25 protein-coding genes are annotated in these 21,296 nt (G+C 65.2%); 7 read left to right on the top strand and 18 right to left on the bottom strand.

Features of this window, described 5'->3' with window-relative positions; genetic code table 11:
• Nucleotides 1-8 precede the first annotated feature (8 nt).
• Nucleotides 9-1,136 carry a cytochrome c oxidase subunit II gene (coxB, locus tag E8F12_RS19055; RefSeq protein WP_280326762.1) on the bottom strand — a complete coding sequence of 376 codons (1,128 nt, stop codon included), beginning with the start codon at nucleotides 1,134-1,136 and terminating at the stop codon, nucleotides 9-11.
• A 388-nt stretch (nucleotides 1,137-1,524) separates the two neighbouring features.
• On the opposite strand from coxB, the gene E8F12_RS19050 reads away from it, so the two are divergent.
• Nucleotides 1,525-2,184 carry a hypothetical protein gene (locus E8F12_RS19050; RefSeq protein WP_280326761.1) on the top strand — a complete coding sequence of 220 codons (660 nt, stop codon included), beginning with the start codon at nucleotides 1,525-1,527 and terminating at the stop codon, nucleotides 2,182-2,184.
• 97 nt (nucleotides 2,185-2,281) lie between these two features.
• Here E8F12_RS19050 and E8F12_RS19045 read toward each other — a convergent pair whose 3' ends face one another.
• From E8F12_RS19045 to prlC, 6 genes are all read right to left on the bottom strand, one after another.
• Nucleotides 2,282-2,989 (bottom strand): carbonic anhydrase, encoded by a 708-nt coding sequence (locus tag E8F12_RS19045; RefSeq protein ID WP_280326760.1) that lies wholly within the window; start codon nucleotides 2,987-2,989, stop codon nucleotides 2,282-2,284.
• Between the two features lie 110 nt (nucleotides 2,990-3,099).
• The gene (locus E8F12_RS19040) at nucleotides 3,100-4,158 is read right to left on the bottom strand and encodes a PA0069 family radical SAM protein (RefSeq protein WP_280326758.1); all 1,059 of its coding nucleotides are present in this window, start codon (nucleotides 4,156-4,158) and stop codon (nucleotides 3,100-3,102) included.
• Between the two features lie 85 nt (nucleotides 4,159-4,243).
• Nucleotides 4,244-4,885, bottom strand: a complete 642-nt coding sequence (locus tag E8F12_RS19035; RefSeq protein WP_280326757.1) for a Vat family streptogramin A O-acetyltransferase — start codon at nucleotides 4,883-4,885, stop codon at nucleotides 4,244-4,246.
• Between the two features lie 40 nt (nucleotides 4,886-4,925).
• Nucleotides 4,926-5,699 carry a DUF1835 domain-containing protein gene (locus E8F12_RS19030; protein WP_280326756.1) on the bottom strand — a complete coding sequence of 258 codons (774 nt, stop codon included), beginning with the start codon at nucleotides 5,697-5,699 and terminating at the stop codon, nucleotides 4,926-4,928.
• A 21-nt stretch (nucleotides 5,700-5,720) separates the two neighbouring features.
• Nucleotides 5,721-5,987, bottom strand: coding sequence for a YheV family putative zinc ribbon protein (locus E8F12_RS19025; protein WP_280326755.1), 267 nt, complete (start codon nucleotides 5,985-5,987; stop codon nucleotides 5,721-5,723).
• The gene (gene prlC / locus E8F12_RS19020) at nucleotides 5,984-8,032 is read right to left on the bottom strand and encodes an oligopeptidase A (protein ID WP_280326754.1); all 2,049 of its coding nucleotides are present in this window, start codon (nucleotides 8,030-8,032) and stop codon (nucleotides 5,984-5,986) included. The genes E8F12_RS19025 and prlC overlap by 4 nt, the downstream gene beginning before the upstream one ends.
• 111 nt (nucleotides 8,033-8,143) lie before the next feature.
• Here prlC and E8F12_RS19015 point away from each other — a divergent pair, with 111 nt between their 5' ends.
• Complete coding sequence (locus E8F12_RS19015; RefSeq protein WP_280326753.1) at nucleotides 8,144-8,689, top strand: gamma carbonic anhydrase family protein; 546 nt, start codon at nucleotides 8,144-8,146, stop codon at nucleotides 8,687-8,689.
• A 10-nt stretch (nucleotides 8,690-8,699) separates the two neighbouring features.
• Complete coding sequence (locus E8F12_RS19010; protein WP_280326752.1) at nucleotides 8,700-9,344, top strand: HAD family hydrolase; 645 nt, start codon at nucleotides 8,700-8,702, stop codon at nucleotides 9,342-9,344.
• 129 nt (nucleotides 9,345-9,473) lie between these two features.
• On the opposite strand, the gene E8F12_RS19005 is transcribed toward E8F12_RS19010, so the two are convergent.
• A complete protein-coding gene (locus tag E8F12_RS19005; protein ID WP_280326751.1) occupies nucleotides 9,474-9,707 on the bottom strand; it encodes a DUF1161 domain-containing protein in 234 nt (77 codons plus the stop codon).
• A 58-nt stretch (nucleotides 9,708-9,765) separates the two neighbouring features.
• Complete coding sequence (locus E8F12_RS19000) at nucleotides 9,766-10,842, bottom strand: aminopeptidase (protein WP_280326750.1); 1,077 nt, start codon at nucleotides 10,840-10,842, stop codon at nucleotides 9,766-9,768.
• Between the two features lie 56 nt (nucleotides 10,843-10,898).
• Here E8F12_RS19000 and E8F12_RS18995 point away from each other — a divergent pair, with 56 nt between their 5' ends.
• Together E8F12_RS18995 and E8F12_RS18990 are read left to right on the top strand one after the other, a co-directional pair.
• Nucleotides 10,899-11,315, top strand: coding sequence for a hypothetical protein (locus tag E8F12_RS18995; protein WP_280326749.1), 417 nt, complete (start codon nucleotides 10,899-10,901; stop codon nucleotides 11,313-11,315).
• 53 nt (nucleotides 11,316-11,368) lie between these two features.
• Nucleotides 11,369-11,788, top strand: a complete 420-nt coding sequence (locus tag E8F12_RS18990) for a hypothetical protein (RefSeq protein WP_280326748.1) — start codon at nucleotides 11,369-11,371, stop codon at nucleotides 11,786-11,788.
• Between the two features lies 1 nt (nucleotide 11,789).
• Here the strand turns inward: E8F12_RS18990 and E8F12_RS18985 are convergent, their stop codons facing one another.
• The 4 genes from E8F12_RS18985 to E8F12_RS18970 all read right to left on the bottom strand — a co-directional run bounded on the left by E8F12_RS18985 (nucleotide 11,790) and on the right by E8F12_RS18970 (nucleotide 14,534).
• Nucleotides 11,790-12,788 (bottom strand): LLM class flavin-dependent oxidoreductase, encoded by a 999-nt coding sequence (locus E8F12_RS18985; protein ID WP_280326747.1) that lies wholly within the window; start codon nucleotides 12,786-12,788, stop codon nucleotides 11,790-11,792.
• 170 nt (nucleotides 12,789-12,958) lie between these two features.
• Nucleotides 12,959-13,183, bottom strand: coding sequence for a DUF1161 domain-containing protein (locus tag E8F12_RS18980; protein ID WP_280326746.1), 225 nt, complete (start codon nucleotides 13,181-13,183; stop codon nucleotides 12,959-12,961).
• A gap of 185 nt (nucleotides 13,184-13,368) precedes the next feature.
• Complete coding sequence (locus E8F12_RS18975; protein WP_280292112.1) at nucleotides 13,369-13,584, bottom strand: dodecin; 216 nt, start codon at nucleotides 13,582-13,584, stop codon at nucleotides 13,369-13,371.
• Nucleotides 13,585-13,643: 59 nt separating this feature from the next.
• Nucleotides 13,644-14,534: a LysR family transcriptional regulator gene (locus E8F12_RS18970; RefSeq protein WP_280326745.1), complete on the bottom strand. Its 891-nt coding sequence runs from the start codon at nucleotides 14,532-14,534 to the stop codon at nucleotides 13,644-13,646.
• A gap of 107 nt (nucleotides 14,535-14,641) precedes the next feature.
• Between E8F12_RS18970 and trpB the strand changes: the two genes are divergently transcribed.
• On the top strand, nucleotides 14,642-15,850 hold the full coding sequence (trpB, locus tag E8F12_RS18965) for a tryptophan synthase subunit beta (protein WP_280326744.1): 1,209 nt from the start codon (nucleotides 14,642-14,644) through the stop codon (nucleotides 15,848-15,850).
• Nucleotides 15,847-16,656: a tryptophan synthase subunit alpha gene (gene trpA / locus E8F12_RS18960; RefSeq protein ID WP_280326743.1), complete on the top strand. Its 810-nt coding sequence runs from the start codon at nucleotides 15,847-15,849 to the stop codon at nucleotides 16,654-16,656. Before trpB ends, trpA begins: the two co-directional genes overlap by 4 nt.
• A 159-nt stretch (nucleotides 16,657-16,815) precedes the next feature.
• On the opposite strand, the gene E8F12_RS18955 is transcribed toward trpA, so the two are convergent.
• From E8F12_RS18955 to E8F12_RS18935, 5 genes are all read right to left on the bottom strand, one after another.
• Nucleotides 16,816-17,184 carry a DOPA 4,5-dioxygenase family protein gene (locus E8F12_RS18955; protein ID WP_280326742.1) on the bottom strand — a complete coding sequence of 123 codons (369 nt, stop codon included), beginning with the start codon at nucleotides 17,182-17,184 and terminating at the stop codon, nucleotides 16,816-16,818.
• A gap of 67 nt (nucleotides 17,185-17,251) precedes the next feature.
• Nucleotides 17,252-17,623: a hypothetical protein gene (locus E8F12_RS18950; protein ID WP_280326741.1), complete on the bottom strand. Its 372-nt coding sequence runs from the start codon at nucleotides 17,621-17,623 to the stop codon at nucleotides 17,252-17,254.
• A gap of 233 nt (nucleotides 17,624-17,856) precedes the next feature.
• Entirely contained in the window at nucleotides 17,857-19,128 is a 1,272-nt protein-coding gene (locus E8F12_RS18945) for a peptidylprolyl isomerase (protein WP_280326740.1), read from the bottom strand.
• Nucleotides 19,109-20,095 carry a hypothetical protein gene (locus tag E8F12_RS18940; protein WP_280326739.1) on the bottom strand — a complete coding sequence of 329 codons (987 nt, stop codon included), beginning with the start codon at nucleotides 20,093-20,095 and terminating at the stop codon, nucleotides 19,109-19,111. Before E8F12_RS18940 ends, E8F12_RS18945 begins: the two co-directional genes overlap by 20 nt.
• Nucleotides 20,096-20,259: 164 nt before the next feature.
• A complete protein-coding gene (locus E8F12_RS18935) occupies nucleotides 20,260-21,213 on the bottom strand; it encodes a LysR family transcriptional regulator (protein WP_280326738.1) in 954 nt (317 codons plus the stop codon).
• Nucleotides 21,214-21,296: the final 83 nt, after the last annotated feature.

The following is a 21,296-nucleotide window of genomic DNA, read 5'->3' as shown; positions in this document are numbered from 1 at the left end:
TGTCTTCTTCATTGGCTGTCCGCCTGTTTCAGAGCCAGCACTTCCTTGGGCGTCACCATGTCGCCGGTGTTGTTGCCCCAGGCGTTGCGCTCGTAGGTAATGACGGCGGCGATGTCGACCTCGGACAGTTGCTTGCCGAAGGCGGCCATGGAGGTGCCCGGCTTGCCGTGGAAGACGATGTTCAAGTGATCGGCCTTGGGACCGGTGGCGATCTTCGAGCCCTTGAGCGCCGGGAACATCGGCGGCATCCCCTGGCCCTCAGGCTGGTGACAGGCGGCGCAGGTGGTGTGGTAGACCTTGTCGCCACGCTCGACCAGTTCCTCGAGGGTCCATTCCTTGTCGGTCAGCTCCTTGAGCTTGGCGGTCTCTTCCTTGCGTGCGGCCAGCCATTTGGCGAAGTCTTCCTGGGACTTGGCCTCGACCACTATGGGCATGAAGCCGTGGTCCTTGCCGCACAGCTCGGTGCACTGCCCACGGTAGAGGCCGGGCTTCTCGATGCGCGCCCAGGATTCGTTGACGAAGCCGGGAATGGCGTCCTTCTTCACCGCCAGCGCCGGTACCCACCAGGAATGGATCACGTCGGCGGCGGTGATCAGGAAGCGCACCTTGGTGCCCACCGGCACCACCAGCGGCTGGTCGACTTCCAGCAGGTAATGCTCGCCCTTGGGCGCCTGATTGTTGATCTGCTCGCTGGGCGTGGACATGTTGCTGAAGAACTCCACGTCCTGGCCCAGGTACTTGTAGTGCCATTTCCACTGGTAGCCGGTGACCTGCACATCCAGCCCGGATTCGGACGTGTCGTAGATGTCGATCAGCGTCTTGGTCGCCGGCACCGCCATCAGCACGAGGATGACGAAGGGCACGACGGTCCAGAGGATTTCCACGGTGGTGCTCTCGTGGAAATGCGCGGGCTTCTGCCCGGTGGAGCGGCGATGGATGATCATCGACCAGAACATGGCACCGAAGACCAGTACGCCGATAACGACGCAGATCCAGAAGATGGTCATGTGCAGATCGAAAACTGTGCGGCTGACCTCGGTTGCCCCAGGCGCCATGTTGACTGTCCAGGCAGCCTCCGCCTGGCTGAGAATCGACCACAGCAGGAGTCCCATCCAGACTCGTGGATGTCGCATCATTGCGGGTTCCCCTTCTCGTTCTTGTTATCCCGCCGGCTGGGCCAACGGCTTGGGGACGGCTGCCCGGACTACCAAACTCGGACCGCCGGCCTCGGCACGCAGGTGCACAGTCGGGTTCCATCAGGTAATGCCTTTCGAGTCGGAGTATAGACAGGGACTTCCGCTGCGCAACGCGATGCAAAAAATGGCTGAAGGCGCGCAAGCCTTGTCCTAAACGCCACGGCTGGCGTGGGATATAAGGCAGATGGCAAAGTGCTGTTATAGCGCGCCCGAATAACTGCTACGCAATTATGACAATCCGGTCTTAGCAGACTTCAAAGGCGAGCTAAGGTCTTTTCTTCACCTGCGCATTCACCCAGCAACCTCCATGTCCTTTTCAGGAGCAGTCATGAACACCGCAGCACTGCGCGAGCTCATCCAGCGCGCCCTCCAGCACGAAGCCGCTTCCACCCAACTGACCCGGATACTGGACGCCCAGGTCGCCAGCCTGCACCCCGCCATTCGCCTGCCGGCAGAGGATGCCCAGGGCGTGCTCGCCCGTTTCATCGCCGCTTATGTGGAACAAGTCCCCGACGTGCTGGATGCCGCCGCCAATGTCGCCCGTGAGGCGGGCATCGAGGCGCAGATCAAGCCGGTGCTGAAGGTGGCCGAGCAGTTCTTCCTGCAACCGCCCGCACTGATGGAGGGGCATAACGGCCTGGAAGGCCTGCTCGACGAAGCCTACCTCGCCCACCGCCTGGTGGAAGAGGTCAACGATCGCTACATCGTGCATTTCGGCCAGCCGCTGATCCCGCTGGATACCACGGTGGCCAACCTGATCGCCCACCAGCTGATCGGCGAACCCTTCGCCAACCAGCTGGACGAAGCCGTCCACCTCGCCGTGGAGGGCCTGCTGGACGAAGAGGTGTTCGACCTGCCCTCGGCGCAGGCCTATCGCCAGCAGCTGCGCGACCCCAAGGTGGAAGAAGCCTGGAAACGCTGGCCCTGCCTGTCGCAGCAACTGGGCGTCGAGTTGCAACTGAACCAGGGCCAGCGCGAGGCGGGTTGAAATCCGGGTAGAGGGTGCGCTGCGCGCACCAGAAACCTTGCGCAGCGGGTCTGGTACTGGTCCAGGAAAAAGGGCTGCATCAGCAGCCCTTTTCGTGTCACTCCGGCAGGTAGCGCGCCCGCGGCGTCGCCATGGGCAGCGGGCCGTCGCCGATTGGCCGGAAGCGGCCCTGCTCGGCGTCATAGGCCTTGATGCCACAGGTCTCGATGTCATAGACCCAGCCATGGATGAACAATTGTCCGCTGGCCAGGCGCGCCGCCACCGAGGGATGGGTGCGCAGGTGGTCGAGCTGAGCCACCACGTTCTCCTCCGTGAGCACCTCGAGGGTTTCGTGGTTGGCGCAGCCGCAGTTCTCCTGCACCACGATCTTGGCCACTTCGGCATGGCGCAGCCAGGCCTTCACCGTGGGCATGCGCTCCAGGGTCTGGGGGTCGAGCACCGCTTTCATCGCGCCGCAATCGGAGTGGCCGCAGATGATGATGTGGTGCACGCCGAGGGCCATGACCGCGAACTCGATGGCGGTGGAAACGCCGCCGTTCATCTGGCCGTAGGGCGGCACCACATTGCCGACGTTGCGGGTGACGAAAAGATCGCCGGGGGAGCTCTGAGTGATCAGCTCGGGGACGATGCGCGAGTCGGCGCAGGTGATGAACATGGCACGTGGTTTCTGCTCGTGGGCGAGCTTCTTGAACAGCGCTTCCTGTTGCGGAAAGACCTCGTCGCGGAACCGCTGGAAACCCTCGACAATGTTCCGCAGGGCGTCTTCCGCACTTTCACTGCCTAGCTTGTCGTGCTCGTTGCTCATGCTGCCAACCTCGGTCATCGTAGGAATTTGTATTTCTGCCGAACATTATCCACTCATTGTCGGCTTCTCATTTCCTACAGGACTGTCGTTACAGCCCGGCGAGTCACAACTCAGAGCAAAGCCATCTGCCCGCCCGGCGGGCAGAAGCGCGAGCAGTCCAGCTCATAGTCCCGGCGCCGGTTCAGCCCGAGCTTGCGAATGGCCACGGCGAAGCGCTGGGCCAGCAGCTCGGCGAAGGGGCCCTGGCCTTTGAAGCGATGGCCGAAGCGGCTGTCGTAGATCTCACCACCTCGGCACTGGCGGATGATGCTCATCACATGGGCCGCACGTTGCGGGTAGTGCGCCTGCAGCCATTCCTCGAACAAGGGTCCGACCTCCCGCGGCAGGCGCAGCAGCATGTAGGAAGCCTGGCGCGCACCGGCATCGCGGGCGGCCTCCAGCAGGCTCTCAAGCTCCATGTCGTTGATCATCGGGATCATTGGCGAGCAGAGCACGCCCACCGGCACACGGTTCTCGCGCAGCACGCGGATGGCCCGCAGGCGGGCCGAGGGTGCCGCCGCGCGGGGTTCCAGGGTGCGCTTGAGCTCGTCGTCGAGCGTGGTGAGGCTGATCATCACCGCCACCAGGTTCTGCTCCGCCAGCTGGGTGAGCAGGTCGAGGTCGCGCAGCACCAGCGACCCCTTGGTGACGATGGTCACCGGATGGCGGTAGCGCAGCAGCACTTCGAGGGTCTGGCGGGTGAGGCGATGTTCGCGCTCGATGGGCTGGTAGGGGTCGGTGTTGGAGCCAAGGTTGATCGGCGCGCAGCTGTAGCCGGGCTTCGAGAGTTGCTGTTCGAGCAGGGCCACGGCGTTGGTCTTGGCGATCAGCCGGGTCTCGAAATCCAGTCCCGGCGACATGTCCCAGTAGGCATGGCTGGGACGGGCGTAGCAGTAGATGCAACCGTGCTCACAGCCGCGGTAGGGGTTCACCGAGCGGTCGAAGGGCAGATCCGGCGACTGGTTGCGGGTGATGATGCTCTTGGCGGTTTCCAACCGCACCTCGGTGGCGCGGCTGGGCGGTACTTCCTGGAACCAGCCATCGTCCAGCGCTACCGAAGTGGTCGGTGCGAAGCGGTTGAAGGGATTGCTGGCTGTGCCGCGACCGCGGGGAGGGAGGAGAGCAGGCATGGGAAGAACTCCATACAGACTGTACATTCATACAGTATATGTAGCATTGCCCTGTCCCTGGTCAATTTCTGCCGGATGGCGCGGCTCAATCCAGGGCAGCGCAGCGCTCCAGTTCCTCGATGTCGGCAGCCATGATGGCGGCCAGGTGGCGGCTGATCTTCTCCACTGGCCAGTCCCACCAGGCCAGGGCCAACAGGCGCTGCACCACCTCGTCGGGAAAGCGTTGCTTCAGCGGTTCGGCCGGATTGCCGCCAACTATGGTGTAGGGCGGCACATCACGGGTAACCACCGAGCGTGAAGAGATGATGGCGCCGTCGCCGATGCGTACGCCCGGCATGATCAGCGCCTCATAGCCAATCCAGACGTCATTGCCGACCAGGGTGTCGCCCTTGTAGGGAAACTCGTCCAGCGCCGGCATGAAATGTTCCCAGCCGCCGCAGAAGATCTGAAAGGGATAGGTGGAGAAGCCGGAGAGCTTGTGGTTGGCGCCGTTCATGATGAACTTCACCCCGCGCGCCAGGGCGCAGAATTTGCCGATCACCAGCCGGTCGCCGATGAAGGGAAAGAGATAGAGCACATTGCGCTCGAAGTGCTCCGCGCCCTCCGGGTCGTCATAGTAGGTGTAGTCACCGATCTCGATCTGCGGGTTGTTCACCGTGTTGGCGATGAAGCAGACCTGCGGAAAACCGGCCAAGGGGTGCGGATTACGGGGATCGGGGCCGTGCATGGGGACCTCCAGGTGGATGGTTGCAGGAGCGCCGTTCGCCTCAAGTCAGGCGAACGCTGAGGCCGCCATAGCCATGTTGCCCTTCATGTCCGGCCAGTTCGACGCGGCCCCGGGCCGCCAGTTCGCGGGCGCGCCAGAAGGCGAAGAAATCGGTGACGAAGAATCCATCGCAGCCCGCCATGACCTCGGCCATGACCCGAGGCAGCGGCTGCCATTCGGGCGTGCAAGCGGCCAGGAGGATGGCATCGACCGTGCTGTGTTCTTCACCCCGGAAATCGCCATCGCGCCAGCGGCGGATATCGGCATTGGCGGCCACGGCGGCGTGCCACTGGGCGGCGAATCGCTGTTTGCGCTCGGCGTCGACCAAGCGCGGCGAGTAGTAGGCGCCCAGAGCCTCGGGCTCGATCATGCCCACCGCGCGGCGCGTGCGGACGCTGCTGTCGCCCGTGCCACAGGGTACTTCCCACAGCGGCAGCTCGCTTTGCTCCATGACGGCGGCCACCCGCGCCAGCAGCAACTGTTCGGAACAACTGTCGCCATGCCAGACGGTGACCGGATTAGCCTGGCCGGCCAGGACGGCGAGCCACTCGGCATCGGCGCTGAGTCCGGGGCCGAAGTCCGGCCTCGGGGTCACCGCGTCGGGCCAGACGTCCTGCCAGAACTGCGCGCGCCGGATGCAGGGCGGCCGGTCGACGTCCGCCAGCGGCCCCACCGCCAGGTCGTCGCGCAGGACGCGCAACTCCCGGGCGGCAGCCTCGCCAATGACGCGGGTAACGCCTTCGACCGCCGTATCACCACAAACCAGATGCCACATACGCCCTCCTTGGCTTTCACATCACTCGTTGGGTTTCTTCAGCTTGGGATTGGGGAAGAACTGCACCCCCTGGACCTTCGGATCGGCCACCTTGGCCTTGGGCTGGTTGACCCGCGTACCCAGCTCCTTGGGTACCGACTGGCCCTGGGCGTTGAGGGTGTCGGCATAGCCGCAGGCCACGCACTCACGGTGCGGCACGCCGTCCTCGTCCCACATCTGAATTTTGTCCATTTCGTTGCACGCCGGGCACACAGCCCCTGCGATGAAGCGCTTCTTGGTGGCGGTCATGCCGCGTCCTCCGTCAGGCCACTGTGGCGCAGCAGGGCGTCGATGGACGGCTCGCGGCCGCGGAAATCGACGAACAGCACCATGGGCTCCTGGGAGCCGCCGCGGGCCAGGATCGCCTCGCGGAAGGCCCGGCCGGTCGCCGGGTTGAGCACACCTTCCTCCTCGAAGCGGGAGAAGGCGTCGGCGGACAGCACTTCGGCCCACTTGTAGCTGTAGTAACCGGCCGCGTAACCGCCGGCGAAGATGTGCGCGAAGCTGTTGGCGAAGCGGTTGAAGGCCGGCGGACGCATCACCGCCACTTCATCGCGGATCGCTTCCAGCACGTCCAGCACACTACGACCGTCGCCATGGGTGGCGTGCAGTTCGAAGTCGAACAGGGAGAACTCCAGCTGGCGCACCATCATCAGACCCGACTGGAAGTTCTTCGCCGCCAGCATCTTGTCCAGCAGGTCCTGGGGCAGGGGCTCGCCGCTCTGGTAGTGACCGGAGATCAATGCCAGGCCTTCAGGCTCCCAGCACCAGTTCTCCATGAACTGGCTGGGCAGCTCCACTGCGTCCCAGGCCACGCCGTTGATGCCGGAGGCGCCGGCGTGCTCGACACGGGTCAGCAGGTGGTGCAGGCCGTGGCCGAACTCGTGGAAGAGGGTGGTGACCTCGTCGTGGGTCAGCAGGGCCGGCTTGGCGCCCACCGCCGGGGTGAAATTGCAGACCAGGTTCGCCACCGGGCTGACCAGGGTACCGGCCACATTGCGGCGCTTGTCGCGAGCGCCGTCCATCCAGGCGCCGCCGCGCTTGTTGGCACGGGCGTAGAGGTCGAAGAAGAAGCGGCCGACGTGCTGGCCGTTCTCGCTGATCTCGAACAGGCGCACGTCGGGGTGCCAGGTGTCGAAGCCCGACAGCTCCCTGATCTCGATGCCGTAGAGCTTCTGCACGATGGCGAAGAGGCCGGACAGCACCTTGTCGATGGGGAAGTAGGCGCGCAGGGTTTCCTGGGAAATGCTGTAGCGCTGCTCGCGCAGCTTCTCGCTGAAGTAACCCACGTCCCAGCTCTGCAGGTCGGCGACGCCGCGCTCGGCGGCGAAGGCCCTGAGCTCTTCCAGATCCTTGGCGGCGAAGGGTTTGCTGCGCTTGGCGAGGTCACGCAGGAAGCCCAGCACCTGATCGGTGGACTCGGCCATCTTGGTGGCCAGGCTGAGGTCGGAGAAGTGGGCGAAGCCCAGCAGCCTGGCCAGTTCCTGGCGCAGGACGAGGATCTCGGCCATCACCGGGCCGTTGTCGTGCTGCCCGGCATTCGGGCCCTGGTCGGAGGCGCGGGTGCTATAGGCGGTGTAGACCTCTTCGCGCAGGGCGCGGTCATCGGCGTAGGTCATCACCGCGTAATAGCTGGGGAATTCCAGGGTGATCAGCCAGCCGCCCAGCCCCTTGGCCTCGGCGGCCTGCTTCATCTGCGCCTTGGCCGAGTCGGTCAGGCCGGCCAGCGCGGCCTCGTCGTGGACTTCCTTTGTCCAGGCCTGGGTGGCATCGAGCAGCTGGTTGGAAAAGCGGCTGCCCAGTTCGGACAGCTTCATCTGGATCTCGCCGTAGCGCTCCTGCTGGTCGGCCGGCAGGTCGATGCCGGACAGGCGGAAGTCACGCAGGGCGTGCTCGAGGATGGTCTTCTGCGCCACCTCGAAACCTGCGGCTTCGGGGCCGCTGGCCAGGGCCTCGTAGACCTGGAACAGCTCACGATTCTGGCCGAGTTCGGTCCAGTATTCGGACAGCTTGGGCAGGCAGGCCTCGTAAGCGGCGCGCAGTTCGGCGTTGTTGCACACGGCGTTCAGGTGGCTCACCGGGCTCCAGGCACGGCCCAGGCGCTCGCCCAGTTCGTCCAGCGCCAGCACCAGGCCCTGCCAGGTCGGGGTGCTGTCCTGCTGCTCCAGCAGCGCGGCGATGGCGGCGCGGTTGTCGGCGAGCACCGTCTCGATGGCGGGTTGGACGTGCTCGGGGCGGATCGAGGAGTAGGGCGGCAGGTCGAAGTCCTGCAGGAGGGGATTGCTCAGGGTCACGGCATTCACCTGTATTCGGGAAGGGGCGCGGGCTGGCGAGGAGACAAGACACAGCCCGGATGGGAGCCATCTTAATTACAATCGCCGCCTGACGCAGCCTCAGGAATAGCTATGAACCCGATCAGAACCTACCAGGGCATCAGCCCCCAGCTCGGCGAGCGAGTCTTCGTCGACGCCTCCGCCGTGGTCATCGGCGACGTCCAACTGGGTGACGACAGCTCGGTCTGGCCGCTGGTGACCATTCGCGGCGACATGCACAGCATACGCATCGGCGCGCGCACCAGCGTGCAGGACGGCAGCGTGCTGCACATCACCCACGCCGGTCCCTTCAACCCGGACGGCTACCCCCTGGAAATCGGCGACGACGTGACCATTGGCCACAAGGTGCTGCTGCACGGCTGCAGCGTCGGCAGCCGGGTGCTGATCGGCATGGGCAGCATCGTCATGGACGGCGCGGTGATCGAGGACGACGTGGTGCTCGGCGCCGGCAGCCTGGTGCCGCCGGGCAAGCGTCTGGAAAGCGGCTACCTCTATGTCGGCAGCCCGGTAAAACAGGCTCGCGCGCTCTCCGACAAGGAAAAGGCCTTCTTCACCTACAGCGCCGCGAACTACGTGAAGCTGAAGGATCTGCATATCGCCGAAGGCTACAGAGCCTGAGACCGCAAAGATGCACTACCAGAACATTCTCTTCGACCTCGACGGCACCCTCACAGACCCGCGCGAAGGCATCACCCGCTCGGTGCAGTACGCCCTGGCCAAGCTGGACATCCATGAGCCGGATCTGGCACGGCTGGAACATTTCATCGGCCCGCCGCTGCTGCAGTGCTTCATGCAGACCTACAGCCTCGACGAAGCCCGCGCCTGGGAAGCGGTGAACCATTACCGCGAGCGCTTCAAGGTCACCGGGCTCTACGAGAACCGCGTGTTCGACGGCATCGACGCGCTGCTGGGACGCCTGCGCGACCAGGGCCGCACCCTCTACATCGCCACCAGCAAGCCGACCGTCTTCGCCCGCGAAATCGCACGGCACTTCGGCTTCGACCGGCACTTCAAGCACATCTTCGGCAGCGAACTGGACGGCACCCGTACCGACAAGGTCGAGCTGATCCGCCACCTGCTGGAGGAGGAAAGCCTGGAGCGCACCGACACCCTGATGGTCGGCGACCGCAAGCACGACCTGATCGGCGCCCGCCGCAATGGCCTGCACGGTGCGGGAGTGGGGTATGGGTTCGGCAGCCGCGAGGAGCTGCTGGGGGAAGCGCCGGCGTACTACTTCGCCAGCCTTGAGGAGCTGGACCGGGCGTTCCACTGAGGGGAAAAACGCTTTTCCTGTAGGGGCGAATTCATTCGCCAAGGGGCGCGGAGCGCCCCCAAAGGCTCAGCAAGGCAAGCCTTCGGCTTGCTTGGCGATTGGAATCGCCCCTACAAGGCTGGCGCACACCTAGTCGCTATTGCGCTGGTAGATGATCTTCTTGGTGCCGTTCTCACAGGAGCCGACCACCATGTTCTGGTCCTTCACTTCGGCGTTGGGCACGATTTCCAAGGTGTAGCTGGTCACCCCGGCGGCCTGGATCTTCACTTCGATTTCCTGCTTGAGCTCCTCGCAGGGTTTGGGAGCCGCGAAGGCCGTACCCGCCAGCGTTCCCAGCATGAGGACTACAGCAATTCTCTTCATCGACTACTCCCTTTCCTTGATGTCCTAATCGTTCGACTGACGGCCAGACAGGCAAGTTCTAGCGCTTTGCCATCAGGCTTTCCAGTGCCTGGGTTCGTTCCGCCAGGGGCAACTGCCCCAACTCCCGCGCCCGTTCATAGAACCCCGGCCAGCTCCCGCCCGCTTCATGGAACAGCCTGGCGAAGGCCGGCACCCACTGGTCGTAGAGGCCGAAGGGGAGCAGCTTGGCATTGTTCAACGGGCCTTCCACCCACGTGTCAAAAGTGCTGGAGCCACCCCATTGGCGATCACGCAATTCCCGGTAGTCGCGGCGCAGGCGCTCGAACTCGGCGGCCTTGGCCTGGCGCATCCGTTCGGCTGGAAGGTCACGGGCGTAGAGGCTCTCCAGCCGCTCGCGAGCGTCCAGCACCAGTCGCGTGAGGGCGTCGCGGCGCTCGGCTGCCTCCTCGTCCTGGGGCGCCAGGCCACGGCTGGCGCGCCATTGGCGCAGCCCCTCACGCTCGACGAAGCTGGCGAAGGATTCATTGAAGGCGGTGTCCCCCGGCACGTACAGCCGCTGGTGGGCCAGTTCGTGGAAGATCAGCGCAGCGAGGCGGTCGTCGTTCCGGCGCAGCATGGTGTTGAGGATAGGATCGTCGAACCAGCCCAGAGTGGAGTAGGCCTCGACGCCTCCGACCCAAGTGTCCAGTCCCTGTTGCCTGAGCAGGGCGGCCGCGCCCCGGGCCCGGCCCAACTGGTAGTAGCCGCGATAGGCGACGCACCCGGCGATGGGAAAGCAGTGGGTCTCCGGCTGCAGGGAAAACTCTTCGGTGGCGAACAGGTTCCAGACCACGTAGGGCCGGTGGATATCGGCATAGACCCGATAGCTGCCGTTATCCGGCAGGCCTAGCTTGGCGCTGGCAAAGGCGCGGGCTTCCTGCGCCTCGGCCAGGCGTCGACGCAGCCCGGCGTCCTGGGACGGGTCTTCGAGCAGCGCTTGCACGCTCTGCCGGGAGCGCAGCAGGTCCAGTTGCCCGCGGGCCAACTGGCTGTAGTAGTCCAGGGTGGAGCAACCGTTCAGCAGCAAGGCGCCCAGCAGGGGAACCAGAGGCCGGTGGATGCGGTCAAGAAATTCGATAAGAAGGGTGGTCGACATGTCGCGAAACTAGCGCATCAGAGCCACCGACTGCCATATCCCTGTTGGAGTCTTCCATGCGTCCTCTGCTTGCTTCCCTGCTGCTGCTGAGTCTCGGCGGCTGTGCCCTGCTGATGCCCAGCCATGATCCGAATCAGGCCTGGGTCTCCCTTTCGCAGCAGGAAGGCCAGGTGATGGAAGCCAGCCGGGTGGACGACAAGACCCTGACCGACCCTCGCTATTTCCAGGTCAGCCCCGGTCATCACGAACTGGAAATACGCCTGGAATTCGAGGTGGGCGGCCGAGACATCGGCCAGGGCAGTTCGAGCTACCGCCGCACCTGCCTGCTCAAGCTGACCTACCCGAAGTTCGCCGCGGGCGAGCGTTATCAGTTGCAGGCTGGCGGCATAGGCTTCCGCCCGTGGGCGCGTCTGTATGACGAACGTAACCAGGAAGTGGCCAAGGCACGGGAAAGTCGCTGCGGCAATGTCTGAAAACTCCGGCAAGGGGTTATGCTGAAAACCCCAACCCCAGCAGGAGCCCCACGATGCGCACGCTGTTGGCCCTGATGCTGCTGGCCAGCCTGACCGCCTGCGCCGGCAAGCTCCCCGAACCCGACCCACGCATGGCCTGGGTCGACATCCGCCACGACCCCAGCGACGTCCTCATGGCGAACCGACTGGACGGCAAGCGCTGGAATGACGGTCGCTACTACCAGGTGTTACCCGGCAAGCACGAGCTGGAATTGCGCTACCAGTTCGAGATTGGCGGCGGGGGCGGTTTCATGAATACCGAACCGACCATCCTGACCTGCTACATGGAGCTGCACTACGACAACTTCCAGGCCGGCCAGCGCTACCGCGTGGAAGCGCGCAACGCCGCCAACCAGCCCATGGCCTGGCTCTATGACGGGCAACGCAATGTCCTCGCCCGCCACGAGATCTTCCCGCGCTGCGGACCGTTCTGAATCAGTTGCGCAGGCCGGCGAGAATGTCGAACGCCCGCAGGCGGTGTTCGTGCTGGTAGAGATCGCAGGTGAAGATCAGCTCATCCGCCTCGGTCTGCTCCAGCAGCACCTGCAGGCGCGCGCGGATCTTCTCCGGCCCGCCGACCATGGCCATGGCCAGGAAACTGCCCACCGCCTCCTTCTCATGGGGTAACCAGCGACCCGCCATGCTTTCCACCGGCGGGCGCAGCACCAGGCTTTCGCCGCGGATCAGGGCGAGCACCCGCTGGTAGACGGTGGTGGCGAGGAACTCCGCCTCTTCGTCGGTGGGCGCGGCCACCAGGGGCACGCCTAGCATCACGTAGGGCTTGTCGAGCACCGCCGAAGGGCGGAAGTGGTTGCGGTAGACGCGAATCGCCTCGTGCATGTAGCGCGGCGCGAAGTGCGAGGCGAAGGCGTAGGGCAGACCCTTTTGCCCGGCCAGCTGGGCGCTGAAGAGGCTGGAGCCGAGCAGCCAGATGGGCACATTGGTGTCCACGCCCGGCATGGCAATCACCTTCTGCCCCGGATGGCGCGGACCAAGGAGCGTTTCCAACTCCTCGACGTCCCGGGGAAAGTCGTCGGCGCTGCCAAGGCGGTCGCGGCGCAGCGCGCGGGCGGTGAGGTGATCGGCGCCCGGGGCTCTGCCCAGGCCCAGCTCGATGCGGCCCGGATAGAGGGTGGCGAGGGTGCCGAACTGCTCGGCGACCACCAGCGGCGCGTGGTTCGGCAGCATGATGCCGCCCGAGCCCAGGCGCAGCGTCGACGTATTGGCGGCGAGATAACCGAGCAGTACGGCGGTGGCCGAGCTGGCGATACCTTCCATGTTGTGGTGCTCGGCCACCCAGAAGCGTGAAAACCCCAGGCGCTCGGCGTGACGGGCGAGTTCCAGGGAGTTGTGCAGGGCCTGGGCGGCGCCGCCGTGGTCACGGATGGGCGCCAGATCGAGAACGGACAAGGGCAGCTTGGAGAGGGCAGTCATGGGGCAAGACCTGGATAGGGGACAGGCACGGGCGCTTATCCGAGTGAATCAGTGGGTCTTACTCTAGGGATTGGCGCCGGTGGCGGCTAGAAGGCACTTTTCGGTAACCAGGCCACCGGCAGGTAAGGATTGGGCCGGCGCGCGGCGCCGGCCCGGCGGGTGAAGCGCGATCAATTGCGCTGGTAGACGATCTCCTTGCTGCCGCCTTCGCAGGTGCCCACCACCTGCTTGCCGGCGGCGCTGCCCTTGTCGACGATTTCCAGGGTGTAGGAGGCGACGCCCTTGGCCTTGAGCTTGGCGTCGATCTCCGCCTTCAGCTCCTCGCAGGGCTTTACGGCGGCGAAGGCCGAACCGGCCAGGGTGAACAGGCCAACGGCCAACAACAGTTTCTTCATGGGTAACGCTCCCTCGTGATGGATAACGGGCTCGCGCGAGCCATCCGCCCCGCGCCAGATTCCACGAAGGCCGCGGGGCAGACGCTCAGAGCCTAACCCAGTTCGCCGAGGAAGGCGGCGCTCCTCCGGAACTCGCATCTCGCAGACGGGGCCGGGTGTCGCCCAGCGTCAGCCTACGGAAGCGGTCAGCTATCGCTCACCCGGAAGCCGACCTTCAGGGTCACCTGATAGTGACCGACCCGGCCGTTCTCTACATGCCCTCGGGTTTCCACAACCTCGAACCAGTCCATGTTGCGGATCGTCCTCGACGCTTCGGTCAGGGCGTTGTTGATCGCCTCATCGATGCTGTTGCGCGAGGAACCGACGATCTCGATCTTCTTGTAGGTGTGGTGATCAGACATGGCGTATCTCCTGTGGCAGGCACGGATGGGTTCCCCTGCAAGGCTAGCCAAGAATGCGGCTATCGGCCCGCCAACTCCTGACGCAGCCACAAGGCGAGGCGTTCAGCACGCCGGTCGAGCTGTCGCGCCGGCACCCAGAGGGCCAGGCGCGCCGGGGTCTCGACGAAGCCCCAGGGGGCCACCAGGCGGCCCGTTGCCAGCTCGTCGGCGACCAGTTGCTGCGGGGCGATGGCGACGCCGAGTCCGGCGACTGCGGCCTCCAACAGGTAGTAGAGGTGTTCGAAACCCTGACCAAGGCGCAGCCGCTCCGCCGCCAGCCCCTGGGCGGCTGCCCATTGCGGCCAGGCCTGGGGCCGCGAGACCGTGTGCAGCAGGGCTTCCCCCAGCAGGACCGCTGGGGCGGCGGAAACCAGGGCGTCGTGCTGGGCATAGCGCGGGCTGAGCACCGGCCCGATGGATTCGGCCACCAGCTCGAATACCCGCATGTCCGTTGGCCAGGGCGGCTCGGCGAAGCAGAGGGTGGCGTCGATCCCGGGGCGGCGCGGGTCCAGTTCGCCTTCACTGGCCGAGAGTTGCAGGCGCAGTTCCGGCAGTTCGCGATTGAGCCGATCCAGCCGCGGAATGAACCAGCGTGCCAACAGGCTACCGGGGCAGCCGAGGACGAAGGGAGCATCCTCGCTACGCTTCTGCAGGTCGCTGCAGACGCTGCGCAGACGCTCGAAGGCTTCGCCGGTAGCATCGCGCAGGCGCTGACCGGCATCGGTGAGTTTTACGCCGCGACCATCCTTGCTGAACAGGGCGATGCCCAGCTCTTCCTCCAGCATCCGTACCTGGCGGCTCACTGCACCATGGGTGACATGCAGCTCTTCCGCGGCACGGCTGATGCTCTGCAACCGGGCGGCAGCTTCGAAGGCACGCAAGGCATTCAGCGGGGGAAGGTCTCGGCTCATGGTGACACGTGAGTTTAGCTGACAGATTAAAGCAATCTAATCGCTTTTCCCCCGCCCGACCAGGGGTAGAATGGCCCCCATCGGATACCACTCCCAGGAGTTCCACCATGACTTCATTGCGCACCGGCCCGGACGCCAAGGGCCTGTTCGGCGCCTTCGGCGGCCAGTATGTCGCCGAGACCCTGATGCCGCTGATCCACGACCTGGCCCGCGAGTACGAAAAGGCCAAGGATGATCCGGAATTCCAGAAGGAGCTGGCCTACTTCCAGCGCGACTACGTTGGCCGCCCGAGCCCGCTGTACTTCGCCGAACGCCTGACCGAGCACTGCGGCGGCGCCAAGATCTACCTCAAGCGTGAAGAGCTGAACCACACCGGCGCGCACAAGATCAACAACTGCATCGGCCAGATCCTCCTGGCCCGGCGCATGGGCAAGAAACGCATCATCGCCGAGACCGGCGCCGGCATGCACGGCGTGGCCACCGCCACCGTGGCCGCGCGCTTCGGCCTGCAATGCGTGATCTACATGGGCACCACCGACATCGACCGCCAGCAGGCCAACGTCTTCCGCATGAAGCTGCTGGGCGCCGAGGTGATCCCGGTCACCGCCGGCACCGGCACCCTGAAGGATGCGATGAACGAAGCCCTGCGCGACTGGGTGACCAACGTCGATTCCACCTTCTACCTGATCGGTACCGTCGCCGGCCCGCACCCCTATCCGGCCATGGTCCGCGATTTCCAGGCCGTGATCGGCAAGGAAACCCGCGAGCAACTCGCCGAGCAGGAAGGACGCCTGCCCGATTCGCTGGTCGCCTGCATCGGCGGCGGCTCCAACGCCATGGGCCTGTTCCACCCCTTCCTCGATGACGCCAGCGTCAAGATCGTCGGCGTGGAAGCCGCCGGCCACGGCATCGAGACCGGCAAGCACGCGGCCAGCCTGAACGGCGGCGTGCCCGGCGTTCTGCACGGCAACCGCACCTTCCTGCTGCAGGACGAGGACGGCCAGATCATCGACGCCCACTCGATTTCCGCCGGCCTGGACTACCCCGGCATCGGCCCGGAACACGCCTGGCTGCATGACATCGGCCGCGTCGAGTACACCTCGATCACCGACGACGAAGCCCTGGCCGCCTTCCACACCTGCTGCCGCCTGGAAGGCATCATCCCGGCCCTGGAGAGCTCCCACGCCCTGGCCGAGGTATTCAAGCGCGCACCCACGCTGCCGAAGGACCACATCATGGTCGTCAACCTGTCCGGCCGTGGCGACAAGGACATGCAGACCGTGATGCACCACATGCAAAAGGAGCAGCAAGCATGAGCCGCCTGCAGACCCGCTTTGCCGAGCTGAAAGAACAGAACCGTGCCGCCCTGGTGACCTTCGTCACCGCCGGCGACCCGAACTACGACGCCTCCCTGGCCATCCTCAAGGGCCTGCCGGAAGCCGGCGCCGACGTCATCGAACTGGGCATGCCCTTCACCGACCCGATGGCGGACGGTCCCTCGATCCAGCTGGCGAACATCCGCGCCCTGGCCAGCGAGCAGAACCTGGCCAAGACCCTGCAGATGGTTCGCGAATTCCGCACCGGCAACCAGACCACCCCGCTGGTGCTGATGGGCTATTTCAACCCCATCCACTACTACGGCGTCGACCGCTTCATCGGCGATGCCAAGGCAGCCGGCGTGGACGGTCTGATCGTGGTCGACCTGCCGCCGGAGCACAACGAAGACCTCTGCCACCCGGCCCAGGCCGCGGGCATCGACTTCATCCGCCTGACCACCCCAACGACCGACGACAATCGCCTGCCCACCGTACTCGAAGGCAGCTCCGGCTTCGTCTACTACGTCTCGGTGGCCGGCGTCACCGGCGCCGGTTCCGCCACCCTGGAACACGTCCAGGAAGCGGTCACCCGCCTGCGCCGCCACACCAACCTGCCGGTGGCCATCGGCTTCGGCATCCGCACTGCCGAGCACGCGGCCAACATCGCCAAGCTGGCCGACGGTGTGGTGGTGGGCTCCGCCCTGGTGGACCAGATCGCCAAGGCGGAATCCCCGGAAAAGGCGGTGGACGGCGTCCTCAGCCTGTGCAAGATCCTCGCCGAAGGCGTGCGCGGCTCCCGCGCCTGACGTCAGCGCCGCAACAGAAAGCCGCTGTCCCTCACCGGAACAGCGGCTTTTTCGTTGGTATACGCCCCGTAGGGTGGACATCGCTTTTCATGTCCACCAACGTGGCCAGATTGAGCACCGATGGTGGATCGGTGAAGCGTGATCCACCCTACGGCTCGATCAGAGGTCGTACTCGATCTCGCCGTCCTCGAGGCAGGACAGATCCAGCGGCCGTATCGCCCCCATCCACATGGGGTAGTCGCGGTGGTCGCGCAGGTCGCTGCCGGTGATGGGGTGCACCAGCACCGTGAGGCCGTTGCGGTTCAGCGCCAGCCAGGGAATCACCGCACCGAACAGCTCGGGCTTGAAGGCCAGTTGGCAGCTCCAGTCGGGATGTGGGCCAACGGGTTTCTCGTGAACGCGGCCCATCTTCAACGGGAAGCGTCGAGCTGCTTCCTCGCAGAGGGCACGTGCCTGCTCGAGGGTGGCGGCGTCGAAATAGACGTGGGCGTGGAAGCCCTTGATGCGGGGTGTGGAGAAATCCTGCATGTTCACGCCTCACTAAATGCCGATGACCTCCATGGTAGCGGCAAGCGGCCGTTGCTTGCCGCAGTTGTCATTGCTTCGCCGGGGGAAGCGTGGTGTCGCTGGGCAGCAGCTGCGGCGCTTCACTTTCCAGCCGCCCTTTCATGGCTTCCAGTTGCGCCAGGGCAGCACGCGCTTCGTCCAGTTCGATGGCAGTGCGTTCGCCACTCTGCTCCGCCGCCTCGATGCGTGCACGAATCTCCGGAATCTGTTGCACACCACCGGCGTAGGCCTGGAGCAGTTCGCGGGTCTGGCGCTCCTCCAACGCCGCGTACTGGCGACGGTCCGCCAGCTCGGCGGTGGTGGCTCCCTGACGCGGCTTCAGTCCGCCCAGGGTTGGGCTGCGCGGGTCGCCTTTCTCAGCCATCCACTGCATGAGCAGCATGGCCTCGGCCTGGTCCATGGTTGGTGTCTCCGTGCTCGGTGCTGCCGTGGCCAGGGCAGGGGACCGACTTTCGACAAGCGGGGCGGGCGACGGAGCAGGCGCTGGAGAGGAAACGGTAATGGGCTGCGGCTGCAACGCTGGTCTTGGCGAGGGCGCTGGCCGGAACTCCGGCCCCGGCGTCAGCAACACCATTGCACAGGCCGCCGCCGCAACAGCAGTGCTACAGACCAAGGCCACGCCGAGCCACCTCTTCATAGCCCTTCCACCCGCGCCTCGGTGAGCAATCGGCCCAGTTGCGCCTCGAGCTCGGCAGCCAGCTTTTCCCGCGCCACCGCCTGGTTCACCTCATAGCGAACACTGCGGTCGCTGAGCGGCAGTTGCCGGTCTTCACGGCTGCGTACCCGGACGATCTCGAAAGCACCCTCGATGCGCATCGGTTGCGACAGGGAGTCGGCCTTCTGGATCAGCGCGGTCTTGCGCAGGAGGTCCAGCGGGCCGCTCTCGGGACGGATCAGGCCGAGGTCGCCCGGCGGCGTGCGGTCCTTGTCCTGCGCTTGGGAATAGCGGCGCACCGCCTCGTCGAAATCCAGGCCCTGCTGCAACTCGGCGTAGACGCGGTCAGCGCTGACCTGGTCCGGCAGGCGGATATGCGCAGCCTGCACTTGGGCGACGTTGCGGTAGCGCGCCTGGTTGCGCTGGTAGTAGGCCCCGGCTTCGGCGTCGCTGACTGTGCGCGCCAGTTCGCGCAGGGTGTCGGACTCGTGGTGGAAGTCGCTGTACAAGCCGATCTGGTGCAGGTAGCGCTGGCGTACCAGGCGATCGCGCACCAGGGTCTTCAAGCCCTGCTGCTCCGCCGGGGTGAAACCGTCCTGGCCCAAGCGGTACCAGAGGTAATCGCGCTGCACACGGGTCTGCACCTGACGCGCCAGGTATTCCAGGTTGCCCTGCTGCAACTCCACCTGCCCCTGGATGTTGTCGCCCAGATAGAGAGACAGCAGGTCCAAGTGCTGCTCGGGCTGGCCGGGAAACTGCCAGCGGATCAGCTCCACCTGCGCGGCCGCGCGCTGTTGCTCCGGGCTGAGTTCCAGGCTGTTCTGCACCAGCCCACGGGAGGCCGGCGCCAGCGTGTCGCGCAGACGTTTGGCGCTGAGCGGCTGCGGCTGGCGAAGGAAGGGTCGCAGGTCCTGCCGAGCACTGCGACCGTAGTACTGCTCCAGCAGGTTGCCGGCTTCGATCTCGACGCTGGCGTCCAGGTCAGCGCGATTCTGGACGTTCATTTCGCTCGCCACCTCGCGGGCCAACAGGTGGTTCTCCACCAGCCCACGGCGCAGTTGCCGTGGGTCGGTGTTGAACTTGACCCGGCTGAGGACCTGTTCGAGCAGGGCGATGCTCCTGCCCGGCAGCACGTCGCCGTCAATGCGCAGGTCCGTCGCAGTGGGTTGAGCCTGGACAGCCCCCAGATAAAGCGCCAACGCGAGGCCAGCGATCAGACGCAGCCCCACCTCAGATGCCTTCGGACGCATTGAAGCTGCTGGCGCCCTTGGTCAGCACGGTTACGGTGAGCGCGATGGACTCCGGGATCAGTTCCTTGGCTACTCGCAGGCGCGTCGCGTAGCTGGTGTCGTAGAGCGGCTCGGGATGAGCATAAGCGACCTGACCGGTCTGGGTCAGCAACTCGCGGATGCTCCGGCTCGGGTCATAGCGGCCGATGAGGTTGGCCACGGCCGCCGGATCGTTGAGCTTTTCGCTGGCGTAATGGTCGTCGACCCAGCCTTCCCAGCTGGAGTGGCCGTTGGCCGAGGTGACCCACACGTGGTGCGGCTGCGCCACATCGCCCGTGGCGTGCAGGGCGTAGCCGATGGTCTGCAGCGAGGGCGCGGCGCGGAACTGGTCGAACCAGTAACCGGCGAGGTTATCGATGGGCTGGAAGGAGGAGGTCTGGAAGTCACCGTAATGCCCTTGCCAGTCGGAGCGGGTGCCCCGGCGGTAATGGGATTCGGTGGTGTCGAAGTCCTCCCGCTTCAGCTCGCGGTTGTAGAGATAAACCATGGCGTACCAGTCGACATCGGCGATGCCACCGTCCACCTTGTGGTAGCGATAGTCGTAGCCGCCATGGGCATTGCCGTGGGCGTCGCCGTCGCGGGTCAGGTTGAGGAAGTGCCAGTAGGAGGTGTAGTTCACCAGCCCGGAGGCGGCGTTCCACACCGGCGCGTACTCGTACCCGACCCACCAGCCGCCCAGGCGGGTGTCCCTGAAATCGTCCACATCGTAGGCCGCCTGGCCGAGGATTTCGCCTGCCTTGGCCTCACTACCGGCGGCGCTCACGTAGAACTGGTAGGCCTCGCGCATCTCCCCTGTCGCATAGGGAGAGTTCATGTAGGCCAGGGCATCCTTGACGATGTTCTTGTGGGTCGGTTGCGACCAGGCGTTGGCCTGGCCGGCAAGGGCGCACAGGCTGAGACCGGCAGCCAGGCAGGTGAAGACGTTCATCGGCAGCACTCGTGAAGTGAATGAAGCCAGAACTCATAGCCAAGGCTCTTGCCGATTGCATTACAGCGGGGGGAATTTCTTGGGACGTTGGTCTCAAACAAGGGAAGAACCAACCAATAGTTTGGCCTCCTGCCAATGTCGTCAGCGCAATCGAAGCCAGGGACTCAGGTGGCGATTGCTTCCCGATGCTTGATGAGCTGGGCCTGGCGGGCCTCGTCACCCAGTTCCTGCTGCAGCCAGTCGACGAAGCACTTCATCAACCGCGCACGGCGCTTGCGCTCCGGCTGCACCAGGTAGTAACCGAAATCCGAACTGACACTGGTGTCCAGCACGGGCACCAGCAGGCCCTGGTCGATCAGGTCGTCCACCAGGTAGCGCCAGCCGATGGCCACGCCCTGGCCGGCGATGGCGGCCTGGATCAGCAGGGTGTAGTTGTCGAAACGCAGCATGCCCGAGCCGGGCGGCTGGGCGATTCCCAGCTCGCGAAACAATGCGTCCCAGTCGAACCAGCGGGTGCGCACTTCGGGTTTGAGGTGCAGCAGCGGCAACTCCGCCAACGCCGCGACCGGTAACGGGCTGGCGCGCCCCGCCAGCAGTCGCGGGCTGCAGATGGGGAAGACTTCCTCGCGAAACAGCAGCATGGCCTCGCCATGCTTGAAGCGGCCGTCGCCGAAGGCAATGGCGATGTCCACCTCCGAGCGCAGCATGTTCATGGTGCGATCGCTGGTGACGATGCTGACGTCGATCTCCGGATTCGCCTCATGAAAGCGGTGCAGCCGCGGCATCAGCCAGTACGCGGCGAAGGCGAAGTCGGTGGCCACCTGCAGCACCTCATGCTGCGTCCGCGAGCCAATGGCCTCCAGCCCCGCGCGGATGGACTGCATGCCTTCCTGGACATGCAGGAACAGCAAGCGACCGCTGTCGGTCAGTTCGATACCGCGATACACCCGGTCGAACAGACGGGTCGCCAGTTGCTTCTCCAGACGCTGGATCTGCTGGCTCACCGCCGGCTGGGTGGTGCCCAGCTCCACGGCGGCAGCGGTGAAGCTCAGGTGGCGCGCGGCGGATTCGAACACCCGCAGCAGGTCCAACGACAGTTCAGCTTGCAGCTCTGCCATAACGTTTGCTTATCCGAGTCATGTTCCGCTGTGCCGTTTACCAGGCGATTGCCTGGCGCAATCATCGTTACCAGCACTTTCGC

Source organism: Pseudomonas sp. BN102 (assembly GCF_029871245.1).
In the GTDB taxonomy this organism is placed as follows: Bacteria; Pseudomonadota; Gammaproteobacteria; order Pseudomonadales; family Pseudomonadaceae; genus Metapseudomonas.
This window is presented reverse-complemented; position numbering and strand designations above follow the sequence as displayed.